This window comes from Mycolicibacterium gadium (assembly GCF_010728925.1).
Classification (GTDB): Bacteria; Actinomycetota; Actinomycetes; order Mycobacteriales; family Mycobacteriaceae; genus Mycobacterium; species Mycobacterium gadium.
Genome location: NZ_AP022608.1, coordinates 5,770,153 through 5,793,570 on the forward strand (window position 1 = coordinate 5,770,153; position 23,418 = coordinate 5,793,570).

The window sequence follows — 23,418 nt, forward strand, 5'->3', positions numbered from 1 at the left end:
GACTTGCAGCCATGAATTCGATCACCGCGCGCGCATTGGCCGGCCTGGCCGGACTCGTCGCGATCGTCGTCGTATTCGCCTTGGCGATCGGGCTCTTCCGAGGCTCGTTCACTGAGACCGTTCCGGTAACGGTGATCTCGGATCGTGCGGGTCTCGTCATGAACCCCGACGCGAAGGTGAAGATGCGCGGCGTGGAGGTTGGCAGGGTCGCCTCTATCGCGACGAGGCCAGACGGGCAGGCCGTCCTGAAGCTGGACATGAATCCGTCTCAGCTGCATCTGATTCCCTCGAACGTCGGTGTGGACATCACGTCGACGACGGTGTTCGGCGCCAAGTTCGTCGATCTCCTCCCTCCATCGAACCCTGAAACGCAGAGACTGCACGGGGGACAGGTGATCGAGGGTCGGCACGTCACCACTGAGATCAATACTGTCTTTCAGCGCCTCGTCACCGTCCTGGACAAGATCGACCCCGCGAAACTCAACGAGACCCTCGGCGCGGTCGCGACGGCGTTCGACGGCCGCGGCGAGAAGATCGGCCGCAGTCTTGAAGACTTCAACGCATTCCTGGCCAAGATCAATCAGAGCCTGCCGAATCTATCGCGCGACATCGAAGCGTCGGTCCCGGCGTTCACCGCCTACGGCGACGCCGCGCCCGACCTGATCGGAACCTTCGACAATTCGATCAAGCTCAGCAATTCCATCGTCGAGGAACAGCAGGCTCTCGACGAATTTCTCATCAGCTCAATCGGTTTGGCCGATATCGGCAACGATGTGATCGGCGGCAACCGACAGGCCCTGACGGACCTTCTGCACGTTCTCGTGCCGACCACATCACTGCTCGGCGAGTACCACGAGATGCTGGCCTGCGGAATCGGCGCCCTCGTCCCCTTCGTGAATGCCGGGAACTTTCAGTATTCGCACATCCTGTTCAATGCCGGTCTCACGCTGGGGACCGAGCGCTATCGCTGGCCCGAGGACCTACCCAAGGTCGCGGCTTCCACTGGAGGCCGGTCCTTCTGCAAGGAGTTGGGTCTTCCCGACGTCCCGCCTGAGTTCCGGGTGCCGTTCCTCGTCTCAGATTCCGGCTCGAATCCGTTCAAGTATGGGAACCAGGGGATCTTGCTCAACTCCGATGGACTCAAGCAGTGGCTGTTCGGTCCCATCCCGGGACCGCCCCGCAACAGTGCGATGATCGGAATGCCGGGGTGACGCGCATGCGGGGCACATTCATCAAGTTCGGGATCTTCGCGATCGTCATGGTGCTGCTGACCGCGTTCCTGTTTGCCACCTTCGCCGAAGTGCGGACCGGTTCGACCAACGACTACTCCGCAGTATTCGATGACGCGTCCCGACTGGAAACCGGGGACACCGTCCGGGTAGCGGGCATCCGGGTGGGCACGGTGCAGGAGGTGTCCTTGGATGCCGATCGCAATGTGCGGGTGAAATTCGACGCCGGTCGCGACATCAAGCTGACAGACGGCACCAAGGCGCAGATCAAGTATCTGAATTTGGTGGGTGACCGCTACCTCGAACTCGTCGACGCACCCGGATCGACAAGGATCATGCCCGCGGGCGCAACGATTCCCATCGACCGCACGGCGCCCGCGCTGGACCTCGACCTGCTACTCGGTGGTCTGAAGCCGGTCATCCAAGGCCTCAACCCGCAGGACGTCAATGCGCTCTCGGCGTCACTACTGCAGATACTGCAGGGCCAGGGCGGCACCATCGAATCGCTGTTCTCCAGGGCGTCGTCGTTCTCGAATGCGCTGGCAGACAACAACGCTGTGATCGAGCAACTCATCGACGAACTAAGGACGACGCTGAAAACGCTGTCCGACGACGGGGACCAATTCACCGAGGCCATCGACAAGCTCGAACAGCTCGTGCGCGGCCTCTCCGAGGATCGTGACCCGATTGGTGACGCCATCACGGCACTCGACAACGGCACCGCGTCACTGTCCGACCTCCTAGGTCGAGCGCGACCCCCACTGGACGGCACCGTCGACCAAGTGAAGCGGCTCGCCGAATATCTGGACGCCGACAAAGCCACCTTCGACGCGACGCTGCAGCGGCTGCCTGACATCTATCGCAAGCTGGCCCGAGTCGGCTCCTACGGCGCGTTCTTCCCCTACTACATCTGCGGAATCACTTTCCGGGCAAGCGATCTTGAGGGCCGTACTGTGCAGTTCCCCTGGATCAGGCAAGAAACGGGGAGGTGTCGGGACGAATGAACAAGTACCGCGGATCCGCTCTCATCAGGGCCGGCTTCATCGGCGTGGTGCTGATCATCCTGGTGATCGTCATCGGGCTGCAGCCCGAACGCCTGTACTCGTGGGCCACCGCCCTCCGTTATCAAGCGGTATTCACCGAGGCCGGCGGTCTGGCCGCAGGTAACGACGTGACGGTCTCAGGAATCAAGGTCGGCTCGGTGTCGTCGATCGAACTCGAGAATGGCGAGGCACTGGTTGGTTTCACGATCGACGGCAAGTATGCGCTCGGCTCGGACACCACCGCGCACATCCGCACCGGCACGCTGCTCGGCGAGCGCGTGCTTGCGTTGGAGTCCGACGGCAGCGGCACATTGTCACCGAACCAGACCATCCCGGTCACCAGGACGTCGTCGCCGTATTCGTTGACCGACGCGGTCAGCGAGCTGACTTCCAACACTGCGGGAACTGAAACCGACTCTCTGAACCAGTCATTGGACACGTTGGCCCAGACGCTCGACCAGGTGGCTCCGGAATTGGGGCCGACATTCGACGGCCTGTCGCGGGTGTCGAAATCGCTCAACGGCCGCAATGACAGCCTGGCCGAGCTGCTGAAAACCGCAGGCGATGTCACGGGAATCCTGTCGGAGCGCAGTCAGCAGGTCAACGCGTTGATCCTCAACGCCAACGACCTGCTCGGTGTGCTCAACGATCGGCGTCAGGCGATCGTCGACCTACTGGCTAACACGTCGGCCCTGTCGCGCAATCTCACCGGTCTCGTCGCCGAGAACGAACAGGAACTCGCGCCGGCGCTGGAGAAGATGAACGCGGTCAACCAGATGCTGGAGAAGAACCGCGACAACATCACCAAGGCCCTCGCGGGGTTGCGCAAGTACGAGGTGACCCAGGGCGAGATCGTCGCCAACGGCGCCTACTACAACGCGCTTGTACCCAACATCCAACCGGCGCAGCTGCTGCAGCCGTTCCTGGACTACGCGTTCGGCTTCAGGAACGGCGAAAACATCGGGCAACCGCCGGACACCGCCGGTCCGCGCGCGCAACTTCCGTTCCCCGTCAACGGGCTTCCACAACCAGGAGATCTCCCCGATGATGGCAACCCGTAAGCGCCTCGCGACATGGGTCGCCGCGCTGCTCGCCGTGGTGCTGGTGGCCGGAGCCGCGTTCCTGGTGCGCCAGGTCTTCTTTGGACCCAAGACCATCACCGCGTATTTCCCCACGGCGACCGCCATTTATCCGGGTGACGAGGTGCGGGTATCCGGTGTCGAGGTCGGCAGAATCGAGAGCATCCAACCCGAGGGCACGCAGACCAAGCTGATCCTGGAGGTCGACCGCGACGTGCCGGTGCCTGCGGGCGCCAAAGCGGTGATCGTCGCGCAGAATCTGATCGCCGCACGGTATGTGCAGCTCACGCCGGCATATCGCGAGGGTGACGGGCCCACGATGGCCGACGGTGCGGTGATTCCCAGTGACCGGACCGCGGTCCCAGTCGAGTGGGATGAGGTCAAAACCCAATTGATGCGGCTGGCAACCGAACTGGGTCCCAAGCCCGGCTCGCAGGGCGCGGTAACCGACACTTCCATCGGCAGGTTCATCGACAGCGCCGCCAATGCGATGGACGGCAACGGCGAGAAGCTTAGATCGACGCTTGCCGAATTATCAGGTGTCGCAAGGATCTTCGCCGAAGGCAGCGGCAACATCGTAGACATCATCAAGAACCTGCAGGTCTTCGTCAGCGCGTTGCGCGACAGCAAGCGGCAGATCGTCCTGTTCCAGAACCGCCTGGCCAGCCTGACCAGCGTGGTGGACAACAGCAGGTCGGATCTGGACGCTGCGCTGTCGGATCTGTCTGTCGCGATCGGGGAGGTGCAGCGGTTCGTCGCGGGCAGTCGCGAACAGACCGCTGAGCAGATCAGAAGCCTGGCGGCTGTCACACAAAACCTGGTCGACAGTCGGCTGCCCTTGGAGAATGTCCTGCATGTGGCGCCCAATGCCATCGCAAACTATCTGAACATCTACTACCCGCCGACCGGCGGCGTGAGTGGGGCCTTCTCTTTCGTCAACTTTTCGAACCCGGTGTACTTCATCTGCGGCATGATTGGCGGCGTCGCCAACACCACGGCACCCGAGACGGCGAAACTCTGCGAGCAGTACCTCGGTCCGGCGCTGAGACTGCTGAACTTCAACAACCTGCCACTGCCGATCAATCCGTACCTGCGACCGAGCGCCAAACCGGAAAACCTCATTTACACAGACCCCAAGCTTGCGCCGGGCGGTACCGGGCCGGGTGATCCACCCGAGCCTCGACCAGCGGTCTCGGCATACACGGGTGCCGGAGATGTGGCACCGCCGCCCGGATACGGAGGAGTCGGACTACCCGCCATGCCGCCGGGCCTATACGGGCACGACGAAGTGCCCGCGATACCGTCGCCCGCGCTGTATCCAGGCGCGCCGATTCCAGGGCCGCCCAACATCCAGACCGGCCCGGGGACGCCGTCGGTTCAGAACATGCTGCTCCCACCAAGCGCGGCTGTCCCGCCGCCACCGGGTCCGTTGCTGCCTGCGGAAGGGACGCCGCCATCATGATCCGTCGCCGTGTGAAGGCAATGCTTGCCTCGGGGTGCTGCCTGGCCGCAGCGATGACAGGCTGTGCCTACCAGGGGATCAACTCGCTGCCGCTGCCCGGTGCAGTCGGCCGTGGTCCTGACTCGGTGCAGTACACGGTGCAGGTCCCGAATGTGGCCACGCTCGAGTCGAATTCGCCGGTGATGGTCAACGACGTCATCGTCGGCAGCGTAGGGAAGATGACCGTCGACGCATGGCACGCGAACGTCGAGGTGTCGGTCAAGCCCGACGTTGTCATAGCGGAGAACGCGGTCGCCTCCGTCGGGCAGACGAGCCTCCTGGGTTCAATGCATCTCGCACTGAATCCACCGCTGGGCGAACCGCCGAGCGGTCGCCTGCAACCCGGTTCCACCCTTCCGCTGAACCAGTCATCGACCTATCCGACCACCGAGCAGACACTGTCGTCTCTGTCGACCATCGTCAACGCGGGCGGGCTTGGGCAGATCGGCGATGTCATCCACAACTTCAGCGCTGCGCTATCGGGGCGGGAGCCACAGATCCGTGAACTGCTCACCCAGCTCAACGATTTCGTGGGAACGCTGGATGCCCAGCGCGACAACATCATCGAGTCCGTCAAGCAACTCAACCGCGTGGCCGGCAAATTCGCGAGTCAACGCGACGTGATCGATCGGGCACTCAGAGAGATTCCGCCCGCGATAGACGTGCTGGTGAAGGAGCGACCGAACCTCACCACGGCGCTGCAAAAACTGGGGACCTTCAGCGACACTGCCACCCAGTTGGTCAACGATGCCGGCGACGATCTGGTGAAAAATTTGCAAGGCCTCGAACCGGCACTCAAATCGCTCGCCGACATCGGCCCCGATCTCAGTCAGGCGTTGATCTTCGCGACGGCGTTTCCGTACGGCCCGGCATTCGCCGACAAGATCGCCAAGGGTGACTACATCAATCTCATGGCCACGTTCGACCTGACTTACCCGCGTTTCAAGCGCGGAATCCTGCTCGGCACCCGATGGGGCGATCAGAACGCCAAGCTCATTCCCGCGCCGGGCGATCCGTATTTCCTGAACTACGCCTACGACCCGATCATGGTGGGCGTCGCGCCGCCGCCAAGCGACCTGCCGCCCGCGCCCGATGCGGCTTCGGGAGCGCAGATCAACAACATGTTCGGGCCGGTGCTACCGATGGTTCCGCCGCCTGCGGCCAGGCCGCAATTCGGACCTGCCCCAAAGCTCGACGGCTCGCAGATCTTCGCCGGTCCCTTCGGCGCGGAAGCGCCTTCCGGATCGGCTCCTGCTGAATTGCCGGCACCGCCGGCGGGAGCTGAATTGCCAGGGCCGCCGGTGGGAGCTGAATTGCCGGCGCCGCCGACGGGTGGAGGTGGCTGATGCTGACCCGCTTCGTCCGCAACCAGCTGATCATCTTCACGATCGCGTCGATCGTCGGTGTGACGGTGATGCTGTTTGCCTATATGCAGTTGCCGACACTGCTCAACGTGGGCCGGCTGACCGTCACGCTGGAACTCCCTGCCGCAGGCGGTCTCTACCGCTTCGCCAACGTGACGTACCGCGGTGTGCAGATCGGCAAGGTGAAATCGGTAGAGCTCACCGAGAACGGTGCGGAAGCGGTGCTGTCGCTCAATACGTCGCCGAAGGTCCCCGCGGATCTCGAGGCATACGTACTCAGCGTGTCGGCAGTCGGCGAGCAGTACGTGGACCTGCGGCCACGCATCGATTCCGGTCCATACCTCCAGGACGGCTCACGAATCCCGGTGTCCGACAGCACGATCCCGCAGCAGGTCGGCCCGATGCTGGATCAGGTCAGCGAGCTGGTTGACAGCATCCCCGGCGACAGGATCTCCGATCTGCTCGATGAGACGTTCAAGGCGTTCAACGGCGCGGGGCCCGATTTCGGCTCGCTGATCGACTCCGGCGCGACGCTGTCCGAGCAACTCAACAGCGTGTCCGACGAGTCGCGCGGTTTGATTGACGACAGTGGTCCGCTGCTGGAATCGCAGGCCGAGACAGCCGACTCCATCCGGACGTGGGCGCGCAGCCTGGAAGGGGTCACCGCCCAGCTCGCGCAAAACGATCCTCAGATACGGGCGCTCTTGCAGCAGGGACCTGGCTTCGCACAAGAGGTCTCGGCGCTGCTCAACCAGATCAAGCCGACGCTGCCCATCCTGCTGGCGAACCTGACCACGCTAGGGCAGATCCTCGTCACGTATAACCCCTCGATCGAGCAGCTGCTGGTGGTTTTCCCCAATGCGCTGGCCGCCCAGCAGGGCTTTGGTCTGGGCAAGAACAACCCCACCGGGTATGCGCTGAGCGACTTCTCGCTCACCGTCTCCGATCCGGTGCCGTGCACGGTCGGCTTCCTGCCGCCATCCCAGTGGCGTTCACCCGCGGACACCACGACCATCGACACGCCGGATGATCTGTACTGCAAATTGCCCCAAGACTCGCCGATCGGCGTGCGCGGTGCCCGAAACTATCCGTGCATGGCGCACCCGGGTAAGCGTGCTCCAACCGTTGAACTCTGCAACGACCCCGAGGGTTACAAGCCCATTGCCCTCCGTCCTCATTCGACAGGGCCATATCCGATCGACCCCAACATCATTGCGCAAGGCTTCCCGCTCGACGACCGAGTCGACTTCCAAGAACGGATCTACGCACCGCTCGAGGGGACACCCCTGCCTCCGGGCGCCGTGCCGTCGGGGACGCCTCCCGGTGTCCCAAATCCGCTGTACACGCCGATCGCACCGCCCCCGGCGGCGCCGCCGATGCCGCCACCGCCGCCGTCACCTGCACCCCTGCCGCCACCGCCGGCGGGCAATTCGGTGAACGGTGTCCCGATCCCGGCCGCCCCGGCCGGCGCTGTCGCACCCGCGCCGTCAACGGAGGTGCCACACGGCGGTGGAGCGCCGGTTACACCGAGTGCGTTCCGCGGCAATGAATCCGGCGGACCATCCGTCGCCGCGGTGCCCTACGACCCGGACACCGGTCAGTTCGTGACACCCGACGGACAGGTGCAGACGCTGACGAATGTTGCCACCGGGCACGCGCCCAAGACGTGGAAAGACCTGCTGCCGATCTGATTAGGCGCTAGCCCCTAGGCAATCTGCTCCAGCTTCATCGGTGTCTCGATGACGAGGGGCTTGTTGGTGCCGCACGAGCCGCTGGGGCTGATCGTGCGCTGGCGGCCCACCAGGAAATTCGTGATCCTCTTGTTGGCTTCCTCGGCCACCACGTCGACGCCGGAGAACTGAAACCTCTGCTCACCGGGAGCGACGCCGCCGCCGGGGCAGAATTGCCACTCGGGAATGATGCGGTCGACCACCCAGTAGGTGTTCGGATAGCCGTACCACAACCGGGCGGTCCAACCCGCCGAACTCGTTGCCGTACCTTCACATTCGACGGGGCTGACACAACTGGAAGACAGCGTCCACGTCTCGTCGATGGTCGGCATCTGCTTTTTGACATCGTTGACCAGCGCGATGTCGCCGTTCGCGTGGTAATGGTAGGTGCCGTTCAGTTCGACGCCGAAGTCCGATGCGCGGGCCGTTGGAGTGCCGCTGAGGGTCGCGGCGACGGTCAGTGCTGCTAGTGCGCCAGCGGCGATTTTGTGTCCACGCATGACTCTAGAGCCTATCTTGGCCGGTAGCGATCCTCTTCGAAAGCGAGAATTTGATTCCCGCACATGTGAGAATGATCGGGTGCGATCCACCATCGCAGTGCTTGCTGCAGCCCTGACCGCCGGTTCAATCATCGCGCCGCCCGTGGCGTCCGCAGGACCGACCCAATGCGACGAGCCCAGCTGCGTTCCGGGTATCCAGCCGGGCGTGGTGCTGGGCTCGTACTGCAATCAAACCAAGTACTACTCGTTCGGTGTGACGTCGTGGGGACGACTGGTGTTCTGCGGGACGCCGAGGCGCTACGAACCGCGCTGGTTCCGGTCACCCGAAATGCGCGGAATCAAGGACTACATGAGTGACTGCGCCGGCTACGACGGCGAGGTCGCCCAGGCGCCCGACGGCATGTTCCTCAGTTGCGTCACGCGCGAGGACGGCTTCCCCAGATGGGAAAGCGGCGAACAGTTGCGTCCCGCTCCGGCCGGTTCCTAGCCGACGGGCGTGAACTCGATGTTGATCTCGGTCAGTCCGCGCAGGATGAACGTCGGCTCGTACTCGTAACGGCGCGCGTCGATCGGTCCGTGCTTCTCCTCGCTGACGGTGATGTCGGCCATCCGGTCCAAGATGCGCTCGATCGATACCCGGCCCTCCACACGCGCCAGGGGCGCGCCCGGGCAGGAGTGGATGCCGCGGCTGAACGCGATGTGCTCGCGAACGTTCTTGCGGTCGAGGGAGAACTCGTGCGGATTCTCGAAGCGGGCAGGGTCGCGGTTGGCGGCACCGGGACTCACCATCACCGTGGTTCCCGCGGGCACCGGGGTGTCGCCGAGTGTCGTTGTCTTGCGGGCCATCCGGAACACGCTCTTCACCGGGCTGTCCATCCGCAGGCACTCCTCGACGAACACCGGGATGAGCGTGCGGTCGTCACGCAGCTGCTGCTGAATGTCGGGCCGGTCGCTGAGCACCCGCATCGCCGCGCCGAGCAGCTTGGCGGTCGTCTCCTGGCCGGCTGCGAACAGGAACGTCGCGGTCCGCACCACATCGACCACCTCGGGGGTCGAACCGTCGGGATACTTCGCGGTCGCAATCGAGGTGAGCACGTCGTCGCGCGGGTTCTCTCGGCGTTCCTCGATGTAATGCGAGAACTTCTCGTCGGCCCATGCGAGCGGGTTCACGGCGATCACTTCGTGGTCGAGGCTGCCGATGTTGGTTCCCTCGCCTTGGGCGCCGAACGCCTGACGAAAGTCCTCGTGGTCCTCTTCGGGCACGCCGAGCAGGTCGGCGACCACCAGAAGCGAGAACGGCTTGGCGTAGGCATTGAGGAACTCGCAGTGGCCCGCGGCGATGAATTCGTCGATGTGGCGGTCGGCGAGTCGCCACATGAAGTCCTCGTTCTCCTTGAGGCGCTTCGGCGTCAGTAGGCGCGACAGAACCGACCGCGCGTCGGTGTGATGTGGCGGATCCATCGTGACCATGTGCTCGTGCATGATGATCTCGGTGCGGTGCTCCTCGAGCTGCGCGCAGATGTCGTCGCCCTCCGGCGTGAACGGCATCGGCGTGAAGGGCCCCATGACCGCGACGCAGGACGAGTAGTTCTCGGTGTCCTTATAGACGGAGTTCGCCGCTTCCCAGCCGGTCACCGCGAGCACGCCGTTGTTGATCGGACAGCACACCGGATCCTTGCTGCGTACATGGTCGTAGTACGGATGTGGGTCGGGCACCAACGACGGATCGGTGAAGTAGTCGACCGAGTCGAAATCTGTGGTCATCGTCTTGTGAGCCCTCCATGCCCGGCGCTTACCTGAGTCGTGGCTATGACCGGAACGGCCCGGTGGGCGAGCCGGCTAACCGAATATGCTGAGCACCTGCTTAGCATGGCGTTAAGGTCGGGGTCAAGGACGCGCGGCTGGTCGCCATTACGATCGGCGTGTTGCAACACGCGACGTCGGGAAAGAGGACTGATGCCATGGCCGAGGGTCGTGGGGGGACGCGAAGGATCGGGGCGCCGGAGGCGAAGAACCGCGGTGTGCTCCTCGATGCCGCCGAGCAGCTGCTTCTCGACGAGGGCTACGCCGCGGTAACGTCGCGCCGGGTCGCCGAGAAGGCGGGGCTCAAACCCCAGCTCGTCCACTACTACTTCCGCACCATGGAGGATCTCTTCCTCGCGGTGTTCCGTCGGATGGCCGAAACCGGCCTCAGTGTGCTGCAGACGGCGCTGAAGTCGCCGCAGCCGTTGTGGGCGCTGTGGAGGTTCAGTACGCAGCCCGAGGCGACGAGGCTCACGATGGAATTCATGGGCCTGGCGAATCACCGCAAGGCGCTGCGTGCCGAGATCGTCTACCACGCCGAACGATTCCGGGCTGAACAGGATGCGGCGATCGCGGCAGCGCTGGACCGGTACGGCGTCGCATCCGACGACGTTCCGCCAGTGGTGTGGACGGTGTTCGCGACGAGCGTGTCCCAGGGGCTGGTGATGGAACGCGCGCTCGGCATGACCACCGGCCACGCCGAGACGTTCGCGTACTGCGAGCAATGGATCCGCCGCCTGGAGGGCGAGCCGCTTCCGACGGACGAGTGAATCAGTATTCACCAGTTGCGGATTGAGCAGAGCGCGCCCTTGGGCCGTTGATCCGTCGCGACGACGACGCCGTCCACCGCGAGGATGCAATGGACATTGGGGGTCAGGCCGGGTTCGCCTTGCGCAACGACCATCGCCCATTCGTCCGGATTTGCCAGCTGCACATCGAGATTCCATTGCTGATTGGGTCCTACGTCGGCCTCGACCTTCGGGGTGTAGGCGTAGGGGTTGTGGCTGTAATCGGCCCAGTTCGGTGGGTCGACGTCGCGGTAGTAGATCTTCACGTACGCAGGCCCCTCGGCGAACACCGTGTATTTCACGTTGTGTAACGGAGCCTGAGCCGTCGCCGGCACGCTCGCCGCTACGACGCCCGAAGCCGCCAGTACGGTAGCCGCAGCGAGCCTGAGCAACGCTGTCGGCGTGCAAACGCGGGGTGTCGCCGGAAACTTCATTCCCCGAATTTTAGAATCATGTTTTCGCACGGTGGGCCGAATGCTCGATCTGGCTCAGACCGAAAGAATCGTCGCCGAGGCGGTACCCGGCGCGCCGTAGACCTGCGCCAAACCAACCTTCGGCTCCCCGGGAACCTGCCGGTCGCCCGCCTCGCCGCGAAGCTGGCGCACCAACTCGTGGACCTGCCGCAGACCAGAGGCGCCGATGGGTTCGCCGTTGGCGATCAGACCGCCGTCGGTGTTGATCGGAATGGTGCCGTGGATCTCGGTGGCGCCGTCGGCCAGCAGCTTCTCCTGTTCGCCGTCCGCGCAGAGTCCGGTCTCGGCCATGTGGATCACCTCGGCGCCCGCGTCGGTGTCCTGTAACTGTGCGATGTCGACGTCGTCGGGACCGATGCCGGCCGCCTCGTAGGCGGCTTTGGCGGCGTACACCGTCGGCGAAGGGTCCTCGTCAAGAGGCGCACAGGTGGCGTGTACCTCGTAGGCACCAAAGGTGCGCGTCCGGATCTCGCTGGCGCGCACGAACACCGGCTTGTCGGTGAACTTATGTGCGATGTCCCCGCGGCACATGATCACCGCGGCCGCCCCCTCGTCCGGGGCGCAGAACATGTACTGGGTGAGCGGGTAGTTCAGCACCGCGGAGTTGAGGATCTCGTCGACCGAGATCTCCTTGCGGCGGAACGCGTTCGGGTTCAGCGCGCCATTGCGGAAGTTCTTGTTGGCCACCCGGGCCAGGGTCTCCTGTGAGATGCCGTGCTTGTGGATGTAGTGGTTGGCCTTGATGCCGAAGAATTTGGTGGTGACGAACTGGCCGTTCTCGGCATACCACTGGGGTAGGGCCAGCTTGGCGGGGTCGTCGGTGAAAGCGCCGCGGGGATGCTTGTCCAACCCGATGGCGATCCCGATGTCGTATTTGCCGAGGCGAATGGTGTCCGCCGTCTGCTGAATGGCCGACGCCGCGGTGGCGCAGGCGTTGAACACGTTGGTGAACGTGATGCCGGTCAGCCCCACCAGGCGGGTGACAGCGTCGGGATTGGACACCTCGTAGCTGCCGCCGAAGCCGAACTGGATGTCCTTCCAGTCGACACCCGCGTCGGTGAGGGCGAGCTGGATCGCTTCGGCGCCCATCTCCATGGCCGTCTTGTCGAACCGGCCGAACGGGTGGAGGCCCACCCCGATGATGGCGACGTCATTCGTCATAACGTTGGCTTCCTCTCTAGACCGGCTGGAAGGCGAAGGTGATGATCTCGTTGCCCTCGTCGTCGGTGGTGAACGGCACCATGGTCAGCTCGACCTCCATGCCGAATTCCAGCTTCTGCGGGTCGTTTTCGGTGAGCCGGCCCTCGACCCGAATCACATCATCGAGCTGTACCAGGCCGACGCCGAACGGCACGAAGTCCTTGCCCGCAGGACCCTTGTAGGGTGCGCCGGGCGGAAAGCCCTGGGTTGTCCAGGCCACCAGGGTGCCGCGACGGGGTAGATGAACATCTGACATCTCGCCGCTGCTGCACCGCGGGCAGCGTTGCTGGATGGGAAACGTCGTCGCTCCGCACGCACCGCAGCGACTGCCGATCAGCTGCGGGTTCTCGTCGGGCCACGTGGAGATCTCCGGTGCGAGCGCTTTCTGGGTGGACACGGAGTGACCATAATCGGAAATGGCGTTCTCGTCTAGAGAGAACAATGTCCGCATCAGCCGTTGCCGCCTCTCGACATGACCCGAGAGATGTCGGCCTCGACCGCCGCCACCGTCGCGAGATCCATGCCCCACGGCTGATCTACCCCGACACACCGATCGAGGTCCCACAGCACACAATGCTCACCCGGCTGCGCCACCATCGACCAGGCGATCACCGTCCTGCGCAGTTGTTCATCCGCCGAATCGGCGAGGGCGCCCGCGGGTGCCCCGCCCTCGGGATGGTGATGAAGGAACCGGCCGTACGCCCTTTCGCAGAACGCGGCGTACCGGACGGTGCACAGGATCAGGCCGTGCCATGCCTCGTCAACGGCGTGAGATGGCATCCCGATGACCTGATCGTCGCGCAGCGCCGCGGCGCAACACCTCAACCATTGCCGCAGGCCGGTGTCGATGAGCTCCCGAGGCTGCCACGGACACGTCTTGAACACGGCGGGCGGAAGTTCGAGTTCCAACGCCGCAACCAGCACGCGATCGACCGGATCGCCGCGCCAACGCCGCACGTCATCACCCTATGTGCCGATGGGTCGGCGTGACGTCCGATCATGGATGTGGGCGGTGGTGGGGGAGGCTGCGGTGGTGGCCGACGCAGACCCGACGGGTTAGCCTGCCCGTGTGGATGCCGACAAAGCGCAGATCGCCGACGTTCTGATCCGCTACGCCACAGGAATCGATTTCAAGGACTGGCCGTTGTTGCGCACCTGCTGGACAGAGGATGTCGACTGTGACTATGGCGAGGTCGGTCGGTATTCGGGTGTCGATGCCATCAGCGGATTGATGGAGCAGCTCCACAGCTCGATGGGGCCCACCTACCACCGGCTGTCCAACTTCACGATCACTGTCGACGGCGATCGCGCCACGGCCAGGTCCTACGTCTTCGCGCATCTGCAGGCGGTTCCCGACGATCCGGCCACTTGGGTTGAGGCCCTTGGCCATTACGACGACGAACTCGCCCGCACTCCCGACGGATGGCGCATCGCGCGCCGGACCACGCACATCGCGCGGGTGCAGTCCGGTGTCACGGTGATCCCGCAGTCATGATCCTGCCCGGACCGATCCGGCAGATCGGTTACATCGTCGAGGATCTCGATGCAGCGCTCGGCCCGTGGATCGACCTGGGTGTCGGCCCGTTCTTCGTCATGCGCGGCATTCCGATACGAGCGTCCTATCGCGGCGACCCGTGTGAGGTCACGATCTCGATGGCGCTGGCCAACAGCGGGGAGATGCAGATCGAGCTGATCCAGCAAGAGGACAGCACCCCGAGCATCTACACCGAATTTCTCGCGGCCAGTGGTCCTGGCTACCACCAACTCGCGTACTGGACGGATGATTTCGACGCGACGATGGCATCTGTGCGTGATGCCGGCTGGCCGGTGGTCTGGCTCGGAGACGAGAACGTCGGAACACGGTTCGCCTATCTCGAGCCGCCGAATAGTCCCGCCACCGTCATCGAGATCATGGAAGACAACGAAATCACTTCCGGCATGGGTAAATTCGTCCGCGATGCCGCGATCGACTGGGACGGTAGCGACCCGATCCGGGTGCTGGGCGGTTAAGGTTCGACGGCGAGCAGACTCGTAGACCCCCAAGGCGGTCTACTTTTAGGGGTCTACGCGTCTGCTCGCGCTCTAAACACGATCTACTTATCGCGCTTCATCACTTTGTCGGCGGCTGACCAGTGTTCGTCTGAAACCCACAGGCGCGCAAAGGCTGCGACAGCCTCCGTGGTCGTCGCGCCCTTCATGACGCGCTTGATCTCTCCTGCCGGGCGGCCGGCCATTGCGCGGGCGAGATCACGCCAGCCGCTGTCGAACGATGCCCGCGGGATGACGCGGTCCACCAGCCCCAACCGTTCGGCCTCCGATGCACCGATGATGGTGCCGCTGCCCGCCAGCAGCAACGCCTGGCTGTAACCGACCAGCGCGACGAGACGTTCGGCTCCGCCCCACGCAGGCATGATCTCCAGCGCCACCTGGTTGAATCCGATCTTGATGTCGTCGGCGGCGACCCGGATGTCCGCAGACACCGCGAACTCGGCCCCCCCACCCAGTGCGTGCCCGTTCAATGCCGCGATCGTCGGCCCGGGAAAGCCGGCGATCCGGTCACAGATGGTCCGCATTCGAAAAGCCATCGCCGAGGCGTCGAGCTCGGTGCGCAGTGCGCTGAGTTCCTTGAGGTCGCCGCCCGAGACGAAGGCGCGGTCACCGGCGCCGGTGATGACGAGCGCCCGTGCACCGTCGGCGCTGTCGAGCGCCTTCTCCAGCTGGTCCATCGTCTCCAGGGAAATGGCGTTGCGCGCATGCAGCCGGTCGATGGTGATGACCGCCAGCCCGTCGTCCAGCTCGAGGTCGACCATCTAGCGTTCTCCATTCCCGGTATTGGCATTCTCTCTAGCGGAGAATAGCATCGGGCCAAACACGGAGGTGCAGCCGAATACATGCGAAAAATCCCTGAGTACCTGACGAAACGGTACGTCGCCGAAGGTTGGTGGACACAGGAAACACTCGGGGATCTGGTGGCCGGCGGACTGGCGGCCAATCCTGCGACTGCCTTTCATGTGCACTCCGCCGTGCGCCCGTACGCCGGCACGTTTGGTGACGTCGAGACCCAGGCCCGCAGGCTGGCCGCAGGACTTCGGTCGCGCGGCGTGGGTGCAGGCGACGTCGTCGCCATCCAGTTGCCCAACTGGATGGAGGCCGCTGCGGCGTTCTGGGCCGCCACATTCCTGGGTGGGGTGGTCGTGCCGATCGTGCACTTCTACGGGCGCAAAGAACTCGGTCACATCATGACGACGGCACGGCCGAAGGTTTTCATCACCACCGCCGAGTTCGGCCGCATGACATTTCAGGCCGACCTTTGTGCCGATGTGCCGATCGTCGGGCTGGTCGGCGATACGTTCGACGACCTTCTTGCCGACCAGCCCATGCCGGGCACCATCGCGGCGGACCCCGCCAGCCCGGCGCTGATCGCCTTCACCTCGGGTACCACGAGCAATCCGAAGGGCGTCATCCACAGCCACCAGACCCTCAGTTTCGAAACGCGTCAGCTTCTCGAGAACTACCCGCCCGACCGCGTCAGGCAGTTGACGGCGACCCCGGTGGGGCACTTCATCGGGATGCTCGGCGCGTTTCTCATCCCGGTGCTCGAAGGAGCGCCCATCGATCTTTGTGACGTGTGGGACCCGGGCCGGGTACTCGAACTCATCGAGCGCGACGGATTGTCGATCGGCGGCGGGCCGCCTTACTTCGTCACGAGCGTGCTCGACCATCCGGACTGCACGCCGGACCACGTGCGCCACTTCACGACGGTCGGGTTGGGCGGCTCGACGGTTCCGGCCGCCGTGACCCGGCGCCTGGCCGATCTCGGAATGTTCGTCTTCCGTTCCTACGGCAGTACCGAGCACCCGTCGATCACCGGGTCGCGCCGCAGCGCGCCGGAGGACAAGCGGCTGTTCACCGACGGCGACGTGCGGCCCGGGGTGGAGATCCGGCTCGGCCCCGACGGCGAGATCTTCAGCCGGGGTCCAGACCTGTGCCTCGGCTACACCGACGAGGCGCTGACAGCGAGCGCGTTCGACGCCGACGGCTGGTACCGCACCGGTGATGTCGGTGTCCTCGACGAGGACGGTTACCTCACGATCACCGATCGCAAGGCCGACGTGATCATCCGAGGTGGCGAGAACATCAGCGCGCTGGAGGTCGAGGAGGTCCTGCTGGGAATGCCGGCGGTCGCAGAGGCCGTGGTGGTGGCGGTGCCCGATGACCGCCTGGGTGAGCGCGCGGCCGCGGTGCTGCGGGTTCGCGACGATCGGGAGATGCCGACGCTGGACGAGGTGCGCGAGCACTTCAAGGCGCAGGGTGTCGCGGTACAGAAGTGGCCTGAGGAGTTGCACCGGGTGGATGACTTTCCGCGTACTGCGAGTGGCAAGGTGCAGAAGTTTCGCGTCCGGCAGTCATTGCAGGCGTGAGCGGCAGACCACCCGCCGGTAACGTCATTACCACTGCGGCGAAAACCTTGTTACCATCGCGCTAGGAGAATAGGATTCTCGTCAGAGGATAAGGAGTCTTTCATGGGCCAGCTGTCGCACCGGGTCGACATTCCGTTTCCGCTGTTCGATGCGGACAACCATCTCTACGAGCCGCCCGAGGCGATGACGAAGTACCTCCCCAAGGAGTACAAGGACATCGTCCAGTACGTCGAGATCAATGGGCGTACCAAGATCGCGCTCAAGGGCGTGATCAGCAACTACATCCCCAATCCCACCTTCTCCGTGGTCGCCAAGCCGGGGGCCTGGGAGGAGTACTTCAAGTTCGGGAATCCCGACGGCAAGAGCAAGCGCGAGCTGTTCGGTGAGCCGATGCGCGCCATTCCGGCGTTCTTCGAACCCGCTCCGCGCCTGGAGAAGATGGACGAGTTGGGCTTGGACCGCTCGCTGATGTTCCCGACGCTGGCCAGCCTGATCGAGGAGCGCCTGTCCGACGACCCGGTCGCCATCCACGTCATCATCCACGCGCTCAACGAGTGGCTGCACGAGGTGTGGGGCTTCAACTACAAGAACCGCATCTTCACCACCCCGGTGATCACGCTGCCCATCGTCGAAAAGGCGATCGAGGAGCTGGATTGGGCGGTCAAGCGCGGTGCTCGTGCCATCCTGATCCGCCCGGCGCCGGTGCCCGGCTTCCGCGGGCCGCGGTCGTTCGCTCTGCCCGAGTTCGACCCGTTCTGGCAGAAGTGCGTCGAGTACGACGTCTTCGTCGGCATGCACTCAAGCGACAGCGGTTACTCCCGCTACACCTCGGAGTGGGATGGCGCCGCGCAGGAGATGCTGCCGTTCCAGACGAACGCCATGTCCATCCTCAACGAGTGGCGTCCGATCCAGGATGCGGTGGCCTCCTGGGTGATTCACGGCGCGCTGTTCCGGTTCCCGAAGCTGAAGGTGGGCATCGTCGAGGCGGGTTCGAAGTGGATGTTCCCGCTTCTGGACTCGATGGCCGAGGTCTACAAGAAGGCGCCGGAAGCCTTCCCCGGTAACCCGATCGAGGAGATCAAGAACCGCATCTTCGTCAGCCCGTTCTACGAGGAGGGCATCGACGACCTGATCAACCTGATCGGCGTCGACCAGGTGCTCTACGGCTCGGACTGGCCGCACCCGGAAGGGCTCGCGGAGCCGACCCACTATGTGACCGCGCTCGAGCACCTCTCCATGGAGGATCAGGCGAAGATCATGGGCGGCAACCTCAGTCGCCTCGTCACCGTGTGACGGGTAAGCAGCTTTTTCAGACCATCCCCGAGATGGTCTTGAGCGCGGCGGACCGGTTCGGCGACGCGGAAGCGGTTGTCGACGGTCCGCTGCGCCTCACCTTCACTGAGGTCGTCGATCGGATTCGTTGCGCGGCAGGTGCCTTCGCGGATTTCGGCATCGACAAGGGCGATCGGATAGCGATCTGGGCGCCCAATTCCGCGGAGTGGATGATCGCCGCGTTCGGGATCATGACTGCTGGCGCGGTGCTGGTCCCGGTGAACACACGGTTCAAGGCCGACGAGGCAGCTGACATCATCGTCCGCAGTGGAGCCAAGGCGGTCATGGTGCAGAAGGGCTTCCTGGACCAGGACTACGGCGCGCCCGACGGTGTACCGGCCATCGATCTGAAATCCGGCTTTCTGTCCTCCGGTTCACCTCTGCACCGTCACGTCAGCGGAGACGACATCTCCGACATCATCTTCACGTCGGGCACGACCGGCAGGCCCAAGGGCGCCAGGATGAATCATCTGCAGACGCTACGAGCCTACGAGGAGTGGGCCACGCTGGCCGACCTCCGTGAAGGTGACCGCTACCTGATGATCAACCCGTACTTCCACACCTTCGGGTTGAAGGCCGGTTTGGTCGCGTCGTTCCTGCGCGGCGCGACTATGGTGCCGCTGTCGGTGTTCGACCTCGATCGTGTGGTGGAACTCGTTGAGGCCGAACGTATTACGATGCTGCCCGGCCCGCCGACGCTGTACCACTCGTTGCTCACGGTCGCTGACAAGTCCAAGCTCGCCACGTTGCGGGCCGCAGTGACGGGCGCCGCGGACATCCCGGTCGAACTCATCAGGCGCATCCGCGACGACCTGCCCTTCCAGTCGCTGATGACGGGCTACGGGCTCACCGAAGCGGGCAACGTCACGCTGTCACGGCCGGGGGATTCACCCGAGGACGTCGCAACTACGGCAGGTCTTCCGTGCGAGGGCGGCGAGGTGCGCATCGCCGACGACGGCGAGGTCTTGGTGCGCGGCTACAACGTCATGCAGGGATACCTCGATGACCCCGTCGCCACCGCCGAGGCGATCGATCGCGACGGGTGGCTGCACACCGGCGATCTGGGCACCCTCGACGCTGCCGGACGGCTGCGGATCGTCGGTCGCAAGAAGGACATGTACATCGTCGGCGGATTCAACGCCTATCCCGCCGAGATCGAGGGCTTTCTGCTCGAGCATCCGGCGATCGCGCAGGCCGCGGTGATCGGTGTGCCGGACGAGCGGATGGGTCAGGTGGGCAAGGCGTTCATCGTGACGAAGAGCGGCGCGGGAGCGATAAGCAGCGACGACGTCATCGAGTGGAGCCGCGGACGAATGGCGGGTTTCAAGGTGCCCCGGTATGTAGAGTTCCTCGACAAGCTGCCGTTGAACGCCACCGGCAAGGTGGTGAAGGACGACTTGAAGAAGCTGCACAGCTGAGCGCGTGCACAGCGTGTAAATAGCATTTCCGCAGGAAGGGCGGCGTTGGTCCGGCCTGTGTGCGGAAGGTATCGTCGCGGCGATACGCAATAAAAGAAAATGGCATTCTCGTGAGTAGTGGGACATACGGACAAGGAGGTCGCTGTGCCGTCATTCAGGCGCCGTGCGTCGGCGACCGACACTGATCATCGCGCCGAGGAACCGCCACAGGAGGCGGACGGCACTAGCGGCGATGCGCTGACACTGGCCGAGGAGGCCGAAGCCGAGGCGGCCGAGGCCGAAGCCGCTGCGGCCGCAGCGCGCGCTAAGGCGAAGGCGATCCGGTTGCGCCGCGAAGCGCAGGAAGCCGAGGCCAGAGCCAAAGCGGAGGCGGACGCCGACGACGTTGCCGAATCGGCGGCGGAGGCGCCGTCCGATGCCGGGTCGGTCCCGGCGCAGACCGACGATGTCGCTGACTACGAATCCGAAGCCGCGCCGAGGGGCCGCCGGTGGGGGCTCATAGTCAAGGTCGTCGCGATGACACTCGCGGTCCTCTGCACCGCGGCATTGATCACCGCCAGCGTGCTCATGGTCATCGAGCACCGGAAGGCGGAGGACCTTCGACAGCTCGACGCGGAGTTTCAAGCGGCCGGCAGGCAGAGCGTCGTGACGCTGATGTCGTTGGACTTCAACAATGCCCAGGCCGACGTCGAGCGCATCATCGAGAATACGACCGGCCAGTTCAAGACCGACTTCGAAGAACAGGCGGCCGATTTCGTCAAGGTGGCCCAGGATTCCAAGGTGATCACGGACGTCACCGTCACCGCCGTCGCCGTGGAATCGATGACCCCGACCTCGGCCGTCGCGCTGGTTGCGGCCACCTCGCGGGTCACCAATGCCTCGGGCGCTCAACAGGAGCCGCGTGCGTGGCGCCTATCGGTGAACCTCGAGCGGGTCGACAGTGGTCAGATCAAGATGGCGAAAGTCGAGTTCGTACCGTGAGCGCCGAAGAGAAGGACGTGCCCACCGCTGAGAAGAGCAGCGAGGCCGTTGAGATCACTGAGTCCGGCGAAGTCGCAGAGGAATCGAGCGGCGATATCGCGGAATCCCCCGAGGAGGACGCCGAGCCCGCGCGACGCGACCGCGGGATGATCCGCCGCAATATCGGCGCCATTCTCGTCGCGGCCGCACTGGTTGTCTCCGCGGGGGTCGCCGGCTGGCTGTACGTCTACCAATACCGAGTAGACCAGCAGATCAACGCGGACGCGGCGAACGTCGCACTGGAGGCCGCGAAGACCGGCACGATCGCTTTACTGTCGTACTCGCCGGACACGCTGGACAAGGACTTCGCGACAGCCAAGTCGAATCTGACCGGTGACTTCCTCTCGTACTACACGGATTTCACCGAAAAGATCGTGACGCCGGCCGCCAAGGAGAAACAGGTCAAAACCGTCGCCGCCGTCGTCAGGGCCGCGGTCTCCGAGATACAGCCCGACTCCGCGACGGTGCTGCTGTTCATCAACCAAACGACCACCAGCAAAGAGAATCCGGACGGCGCGTTCGCGGCGAGTAGCGTCAAGGTCGGCCTGCAGAAGGTCGACGACCGTTGGCTGATCTCCGCGTTCGATCCGGTCTAGCGGCGCACCCGACGTGGAGCTTTCGGTCGTTGTGCCGCTACCGGATTCGGTCGCGAGCAACCCGGCGGCCGCGTTCCTGCCGCTGGCAACTCAGCCACCCCTGGCTCGAATCGTCCGATCGATGCTCGGCGCCGTGGCCGAGCCTGACCGCGTCATCGTCGCCGCCGCGGTATCGCTTGCCGCTGACGTGCGCACCGCTCTTGCGTCCGAAGATCTGGCAGATGTGTGTGTCGAGCCGGTAGGTGGGTTGGCTCAGCGAGCCGACTGTCTCGGTGCGGCGCTGGAATACCTTCGGCGAGCGTCGTTCTCGACGAGCCATGTGCTCGTCCACGACATCGCCAGCCCGTTGGCGCCGGCCAACCTTGTCGCCCGTGTGGTCGAAGGTATGCGCGCTGGGGGCGCAGTCGTGATGCCGGCACTGGCGGTGACCGACAGCGTCAAGGCCGTCGACGGAAGTGGGTCGATCACCGCCACCGTCGATCGGTCGGTGTTGCGCGCCGTCCAATATCCACGCGGTTTCACCGTCGACGCGTTGGCCGGACTGCTCGAACGGGGCGCGTCCGAGGACTTCGACGAGATCGCGGCGGCCAACGATGCCGCGGTGCCGGTCACCTTCGTCGAAGGCGATCCCGATGCGTTCCGCGCCGAACTGCCCGAGGACGCGGAGTTCGTCGAGGCGATACTCGCGAGCCGGCCTAGCGGCGCGTGAGAAGGCATTCGGCGACGGCGACGTCCGCGGCGTAGGTCACCTTGAGGTTGCGTTGCTCGCCGCGGAAGGTGCGGACCTCGAGATCGGAGAATGCCTCGACACACGACGATGTGTCGGTGCCCTCGAACGATTCGCGTTCGGCCGCGCGATACGCCTGCAACAGCGTCGCAGCGCGAAACGCCTGGGGGGTCTGGACGCGCACCAATGCTGCCGAGCCTCCCATCACTTCGACGTCATGGCCGTTGGTGCGAATCACATCCGCAATCGGTATTGCGGGGATGGCGCCACCGAACTCGCGGGCGACCGACAGTGCGGTGACGAACAATTCCGGTCCGGCGACCGGCCGGGCGGCGTCGTGGATGATGACGACGTCGACCGCCCCGGAGTCGATGTCGGCTGCCAGGTACCGCAGCACATTGGACTCCGACGCGTGCCTGGTGTCGCCGCCCTCGACGAACTCGACTGTGGCCGTTGGCACTTCCCGCTGCAGTGTATCTCTGGCCAATTCGTACTCTCCGCGCCGGAACACCAGCACGGTACGAGCGATCTCGGGCACTCGTGTCAGGGTGTCGATTGACCACGCCACCATGGAGCGGCCGGCGATCCGCAGGTAGGCCTTGTTACCGTCGGCGCCGACCCGGGTTCCCAGACCGGCTGCCAAGACGACGGCGACGGCGTCGGGGCCCCGCCTTGCGCTCATGCGTCACATCTTGTCACTGCGGACAACCGCATCGCGGTGCGCTGGTGCCCCGGTCAGTTCGCGAGGTCGAAAGCGTGGCGCACCTTCGTCGGTCTGACGCGGACGACGAGCTCGCCGGGCACCCCATTGCGACGCCCGTACTCCTCTGCCCGATCCGCGCCCATATAGCGGCCACCGGTGCGGGTGGCGATGTCGAGTAGGTCCTGGGGATCCTCGCTGATCTGCGCGATGCCTTGGATCTGGACGAAGGAATACGGCGGATGCGGGTCGTCGACGCACATCACGACCCGCGGATCACGAGCGATGGCTCGACCCTTGGCGGTGTCCTTGCCGGTGTTGAAGGCCAGCTCGCCCTTGTCCACGACAAACCAGACCGGCGCCACCAGAGGTCGACCGTCGGAGGCCAGGTACCCCAACATGCCCGTGCGGGTTCCCTCGGAGAGAAATGCGGCGATGTCGTCGGAAAGTTGATCCACCCACTCCACGGTAGGACGCACCCGCTCCGCGGTCGA

At 64.5% G+C, this 23,418-nt stretch carries 25 protein-coding genes; 16 read left to right on the forward strand and 9 right to left on the reverse strand.

Going from position 1 to position 23,418, the window contains the following annotated elements:
* The first annotated feature begins 11 nt into the window (after positions 1–11).
* The 6 genes from G6N36_RS28490 to G6N36_RS28515 are packed head-to-tail and all read left to right on the forward strand — an operon-like array spanning position 12 to position 7,907.
* Positions 12–1,211 carry an MCE family protein gene (locus G6N36_RS28490; RefSeq protein ID WP_163690134.1) on the forward strand — a complete coding sequence of 400 codons (1,200 nt, stop codon included), beginning with the start codon at positions 12–14 and terminating at the stop codon, positions 1,209–1,211.
* Positions 1,208–2,233: an MCE family protein gene (locus G6N36_RS28495; RefSeq protein WP_163690135.1), complete on the forward strand. Its 1,026-nt coding sequence runs from the start codon at positions 1,208–1,210 to the stop codon at positions 2,231–2,233. The genes G6N36_RS28490 and G6N36_RS28495 overlap by 4 nt, the downstream gene beginning before the upstream one ends.
* The gene (locus G6N36_RS28500) at positions 2,230–3,333 is read left to right on the forward strand and encodes an MCE family protein (RefSeq protein WP_163690136.1); all 1,104 of its coding nucleotides are present in this window, start codon (positions 2,230–2,232) and stop codon (positions 3,331–3,333) included. Before G6N36_RS28495 ends, G6N36_RS28500 begins: the two co-directional genes overlap by 4 nt.
* Positions 3,317–4,813: an MCE family protein gene (locus G6N36_RS28505; RefSeq protein WP_163690137.1), complete on the forward strand. Its 1,497-nt coding sequence runs from the start codon at positions 3,317–3,319 to the stop codon at positions 4,811–4,813. Before G6N36_RS28500 ends, G6N36_RS28505 begins: the two co-directional genes overlap by 17 nt.
* Positions 4,810–6,198, forward strand: a complete 1,389-nt coding sequence (locus G6N36_RS28510) for an MCE family protein (protein WP_163690138.1) — start codon at positions 4,810–4,812, stop codon at positions 6,196–6,198. The genes G6N36_RS28505 and G6N36_RS28510 overlap by 4 nt, the downstream gene beginning before the upstream one ends.
* Positions 6,198–7,907 carry an MCE family protein gene (locus G6N36_RS28515; RefSeq protein ID WP_163690139.1) on the forward strand — a complete coding sequence of 570 codons (1,710 nt, stop codon included), beginning with the start codon at positions 6,198–6,200 and terminating at the stop codon, positions 7,905–7,907. Before G6N36_RS28510 ends, G6N36_RS28515 begins: the two co-directional genes overlap by 1 nt.
* A gap of 14 nt (positions 7,908–7,921) precedes the next feature.
* Here the strand turns inward: G6N36_RS28515 and G6N36_RS28520 are convergent, their stop codons facing one another.
* On the reverse strand, positions 7,922–8,446 hold the full coding sequence (locus G6N36_RS28520; RefSeq protein WP_163690140.1) for an Rv2253/PknI dimerization domain-containing protein: 525 nt from the start codon (positions 8,444–8,446) through the stop codon (positions 7,922–7,924).
* 79 nt (positions 8,447–8,525) lie between these two features.
* Here G6N36_RS28520 and G6N36_RS28525 point away from each other — a divergent pair, with 79 nt between their 5' ends.
* The gene (locus tag G6N36_RS28525; RefSeq protein WP_163690141.1) at positions 8,526–8,933 is read left to right on the forward strand and encodes a hypothetical protein; all 408 of its coding nucleotides are present in this window, start codon (positions 8,526–8,528) and stop codon (positions 8,931–8,933) included.
* Here G6N36_RS28525 and G6N36_RS28530 read toward each other — a convergent pair.
* Positions 8,930–10,210 carry a cytochrome P450 gene (locus G6N36_RS28530; RefSeq protein ID WP_163690142.1) on the reverse strand — a complete coding sequence of 427 codons (1,281 nt, stop codon included), beginning with the start codon at positions 10,208–10,210 and terminating at the stop codon, positions 8,930–8,932. The genes G6N36_RS28525 and G6N36_RS28530 overlap by 4 nt on opposite strands.
* Before the next feature lie 197 nt (positions 10,211–10,407).
* On the opposite strand from G6N36_RS28530, the gene G6N36_RS28535 reads away from it, so the two are divergent.
* Positions 10,408–11,019, forward strand: coding sequence for a TetR/AcrR family transcriptional regulator (locus G6N36_RS28535; RefSeq protein WP_163690143.1), 612 nt, complete (start codon positions 10,408–10,410; stop codon positions 11,017–11,019).
* Positions 11,020–11,027: 8 nt separating this feature from the next.
* Here the strand turns inward: G6N36_RS28535 and G6N36_RS28540 are convergent, their stop codons facing one another.
* From G6N36_RS28540 to G6N36_RS28555, 4 genes are read right to left on the reverse strand one after another with little or no spacing between them, the layout of a single operon-like run.
* Positions 11,028–11,471 carry an Rv2576c family protein gene (locus G6N36_RS28540; RefSeq protein WP_163690144.1) on the reverse strand — a complete coding sequence of 148 codons (444 nt, stop codon included), beginning with the start codon at positions 11,469–11,471 and terminating at the stop codon, positions 11,028–11,030.
* Between the two features lie 54 nt (positions 11,472–11,525).
* Positions 11,526–12,671: a thiolase family protein gene (locus G6N36_RS28545; protein ID WP_163690145.1), complete on the reverse strand. Its 1,146-nt coding sequence runs from the start codon at positions 12,669–12,671 to the stop codon at positions 11,526–11,528.
* A gap of 16 nt (positions 12,672–12,687) precedes the next feature.
* Complete coding sequence (locus tag G6N36_RS28550) at positions 12,688–13,161, reverse strand: Zn-ribbon domain-containing OB-fold protein (protein ID WP_235690200.1); 474 nt, start codon at positions 13,159–13,161, stop codon at positions 12,688–12,690.
* Positions 13,161–13,667: a UCP032817 domain-containing protein gene (locus G6N36_RS28555; RefSeq protein WP_163690147.1), complete on the reverse strand. Its 507-nt coding sequence runs from the start codon at positions 13,665–13,667 to the stop codon at positions 13,161–13,163. Before G6N36_RS28555 ends, G6N36_RS28550 begins: the two co-directional genes overlap by 1 nt.
* A gap of 112 nt (positions 13,668–13,779) precedes the next feature.
* On the opposite strand from G6N36_RS28555, the gene G6N36_RS28560 reads away from it, so the two are divergent.
* Together G6N36_RS28560 and G6N36_RS28565 are read left to right on the forward strand one after the other, a co-directional pair.
* Positions 13,780–14,205 (forward strand): nuclear transport factor 2 family protein, encoded by a 426-nt coding sequence (locus G6N36_RS28560; protein WP_163690148.1) that lies wholly within the window; start codon positions 13,780–13,782, stop codon positions 14,203–14,205.
* Positions 14,202–14,720, forward strand: coding sequence for a VOC family protein (locus tag G6N36_RS28565; protein WP_163690149.1), 519 nt, complete (start codon positions 14,202–14,204; stop codon positions 14,718–14,720). The genes G6N36_RS28560 and G6N36_RS28565 overlap by 4 nt, the downstream gene beginning before the upstream one ends.
* 83 nt (positions 14,721–14,803) lie before the next feature.
* Here the strand turns inward: G6N36_RS28565 and G6N36_RS28570 are convergent, their stop codons facing one another.
* Positions 14,804–15,520, reverse strand: a complete 717-nt coding sequence (locus tag G6N36_RS28570; protein WP_163690150.1) for an enoyl-CoA hydratase/isomerase family protein — start codon at positions 15,518–15,520, stop codon at positions 14,804–14,806.
* Between the two features lie 81 nt (positions 15,521–15,601).
* Here G6N36_RS28570 and G6N36_RS28575 point away from each other — a divergent pair, with 81 nt between their 5' ends.
* From G6N36_RS28575 to G6N36_RS28600, 6 genes are all read left to right on the forward strand, one after another.
* On the forward strand, positions 15,602–17,131 hold the full coding sequence (locus G6N36_RS28575; protein ID WP_163690151.1) for an AMP-binding protein: 1,530 nt from the start codon (positions 15,602–15,604) through the stop codon (positions 17,129–17,131).
* A 102-nt stretch (positions 17,132–17,233) separates the two neighbouring features.
* Positions 17,234–18,424, forward strand: coding sequence for an amidohydrolase family protein (locus tag G6N36_RS28580; RefSeq protein ID WP_163690152.1), 1,191 nt, complete (start codon positions 17,234–17,236; stop codon positions 18,422–18,424).
* A complete protein-coding gene (locus G6N36_RS28585) occupies positions 18,421–19,881 on the forward strand; it encodes a FadD3 family acyl-CoA ligase (RefSeq protein ID WP_163690153.1) in 1,461 nt (486 codons plus the stop codon). The genes G6N36_RS28580 and G6N36_RS28585 overlap by 4 nt, the downstream gene beginning before the upstream one ends.
* Positions 19,882–20,025: 144 nt before the next feature.
* On the forward strand, positions 20,026–20,862 hold the full coding sequence (locus G6N36_RS28590; protein WP_163690154.1) for an Rv1363c family protein: 837 nt from the start codon (positions 20,026–20,028) through the stop codon (positions 20,860–20,862).
* Entirely contained in the window at positions 20,859–21,497 is a 639-nt protein-coding gene (locus G6N36_RS28595) for a hypothetical protein (RefSeq protein ID WP_163690155.1), read from the forward strand. Before G6N36_RS28590 ends, G6N36_RS28595 begins: the two co-directional genes overlap by 4 nt.
* 13 nt (positions 21,498–21,510) lie before the next feature.
* A complete protein-coding gene (locus G6N36_RS28600; RefSeq protein ID WP_163690156.1) occupies positions 21,511–22,206 on the forward strand; it encodes an IspD/TarI family cytidylyltransferase in 696 nt (231 codons plus the stop codon).
* Here G6N36_RS28600 and G6N36_RS28605 read toward each other — a convergent pair.
* Entirely contained in the window at positions 22,193–22,906 is a 714-nt protein-coding gene (locus tag G6N36_RS28605) for an IspD/TarI family cytidylyltransferase (protein WP_163690157.1), read from the reverse strand. The genes G6N36_RS28600 and G6N36_RS28605 overlap by 14 nt on opposite strands.
* A gap of 53 nt (positions 22,907–22,959) precedes the next feature.
* Positions 22,960–23,382, reverse strand: coding sequence for a PPOX class F420-dependent oxidoreductase (locus G6N36_RS28610; protein WP_163690158.1), 423 nt, complete (start codon positions 23,380–23,382; stop codon positions 22,960–22,962).
* Positions 23,383–23,418: the final 36 nt, after the last annotated feature.

Excerpts from the sequence above, each read along its gene's own strand:
- G6N36_RS28490 (WP_163690134.1), top strand. The coding sequence starts at position 12 with ATGAATTCGATCACCGCGCGCGCATTGGCCGGCCTGGCCGGACTCGTC.
- G6N36_RS28500 (WP_163690136.1), top strand. The coding sequence starts at position 2,230 with ATGAACAAGTACCGCGGATCCGCTCTCATCAGGGCCGGCTTCATCGGC.
- G6N36_RS28505 (WP_163690137.1), top strand. The coding sequence starts at position 3,317 with ATGATGGCAACCCGTAAGCGCCTCGCGACATGGGTCGCCGCGCTGCTC.
- G6N36_RS28510 (WP_163690138.1), top strand. The coding sequence starts at position 4,810 with ATGATCCGTCGCCGTGTGAAGGCAATGCTTGCCTCGGGGTGCTGCCTG.
- G6N36_RS28515 (WP_163690139.1), top strand. The coding sequence starts at position 6,198 with ATGCTGACCCGCTTCGTCCGCAACCAGCTGATCATCTTCACGATCGCG.
- G6N36_RS28520 (WP_163690140.1), bottom strand. The coding sequence starts at position 8,446 with ATGCGTGGACACAAAATCGCCGCTGGCGCACTAGCAGCACTGACCGTC.
- G6N36_RS28530 (WP_163690142.1), bottom strand. The coding sequence starts at position 10,210 with ATGACCACAGATTTCGACTCGGTCGACTACTTCACCGATCCGTCGTTG.
- G6N36_RS28535 (WP_163690143.1), top strand. The coding sequence starts at position 10,408 with ATGGCCGAGGGTCGTGGGGGGACGCGAAGGATCGGGGCGCCGGAGGCG.
- G6N36_RS28540 (WP_163690144.1), bottom strand. The coding sequence starts at position 11,471 with ATGAAGTTTCCGGCGACACCCCGCGTTTGCACGCCGACAGCGTTGCTC.
- G6N36_RS28545 (WP_163690145.1), bottom strand. The coding sequence starts at position 12,671 with ATGACGAATGACGTCGCCATCATCGGGGTGGGCCTCCACCCGTTCGGC.
- G6N36_RS28550 (WP_235690200.1), bottom strand. The coding sequence starts at position 13,161 with ATGCGGACATTGTTCTCTCTAGACGAGAACGCCATTTCCGATTATGGT.
- G6N36_RS28565 (WP_163690149.1), top strand. The coding sequence starts at position 14,202 with ATGATCCTGCCCGGACCGATCCGGCAGATCGGTTACATCGTCGAGGAT.
- G6N36_RS28570 (WP_163690150.1), bottom strand. The coding sequence starts at position 15,520 with ATGGTCGACCTCGAGCTGGACGACGGGCTGGCGGTCATCACCATCGAC.
- G6N36_RS28575 (WP_163690151.1), top strand. The coding sequence starts at position 15,602 with ATGCGAAAAATCCCTGAGTACCTGACGAAACGGTACGTCGCCGAAGGT.
- G6N36_RS28580 (WP_163690152.1), top strand. The coding sequence starts at position 17,234 with ATGGGCCAGCTGTCGCACCGGGTCGACATTCCGTTTCCGCTGTTCGAT.
- G6N36_RS28605 (WP_163690157.1), bottom strand. The coding sequence starts at position 22,906 with ATGAGCGCAAGGCGGGGCCCCGACGCCGTCGCCGTCGTCTTGGCAGCC.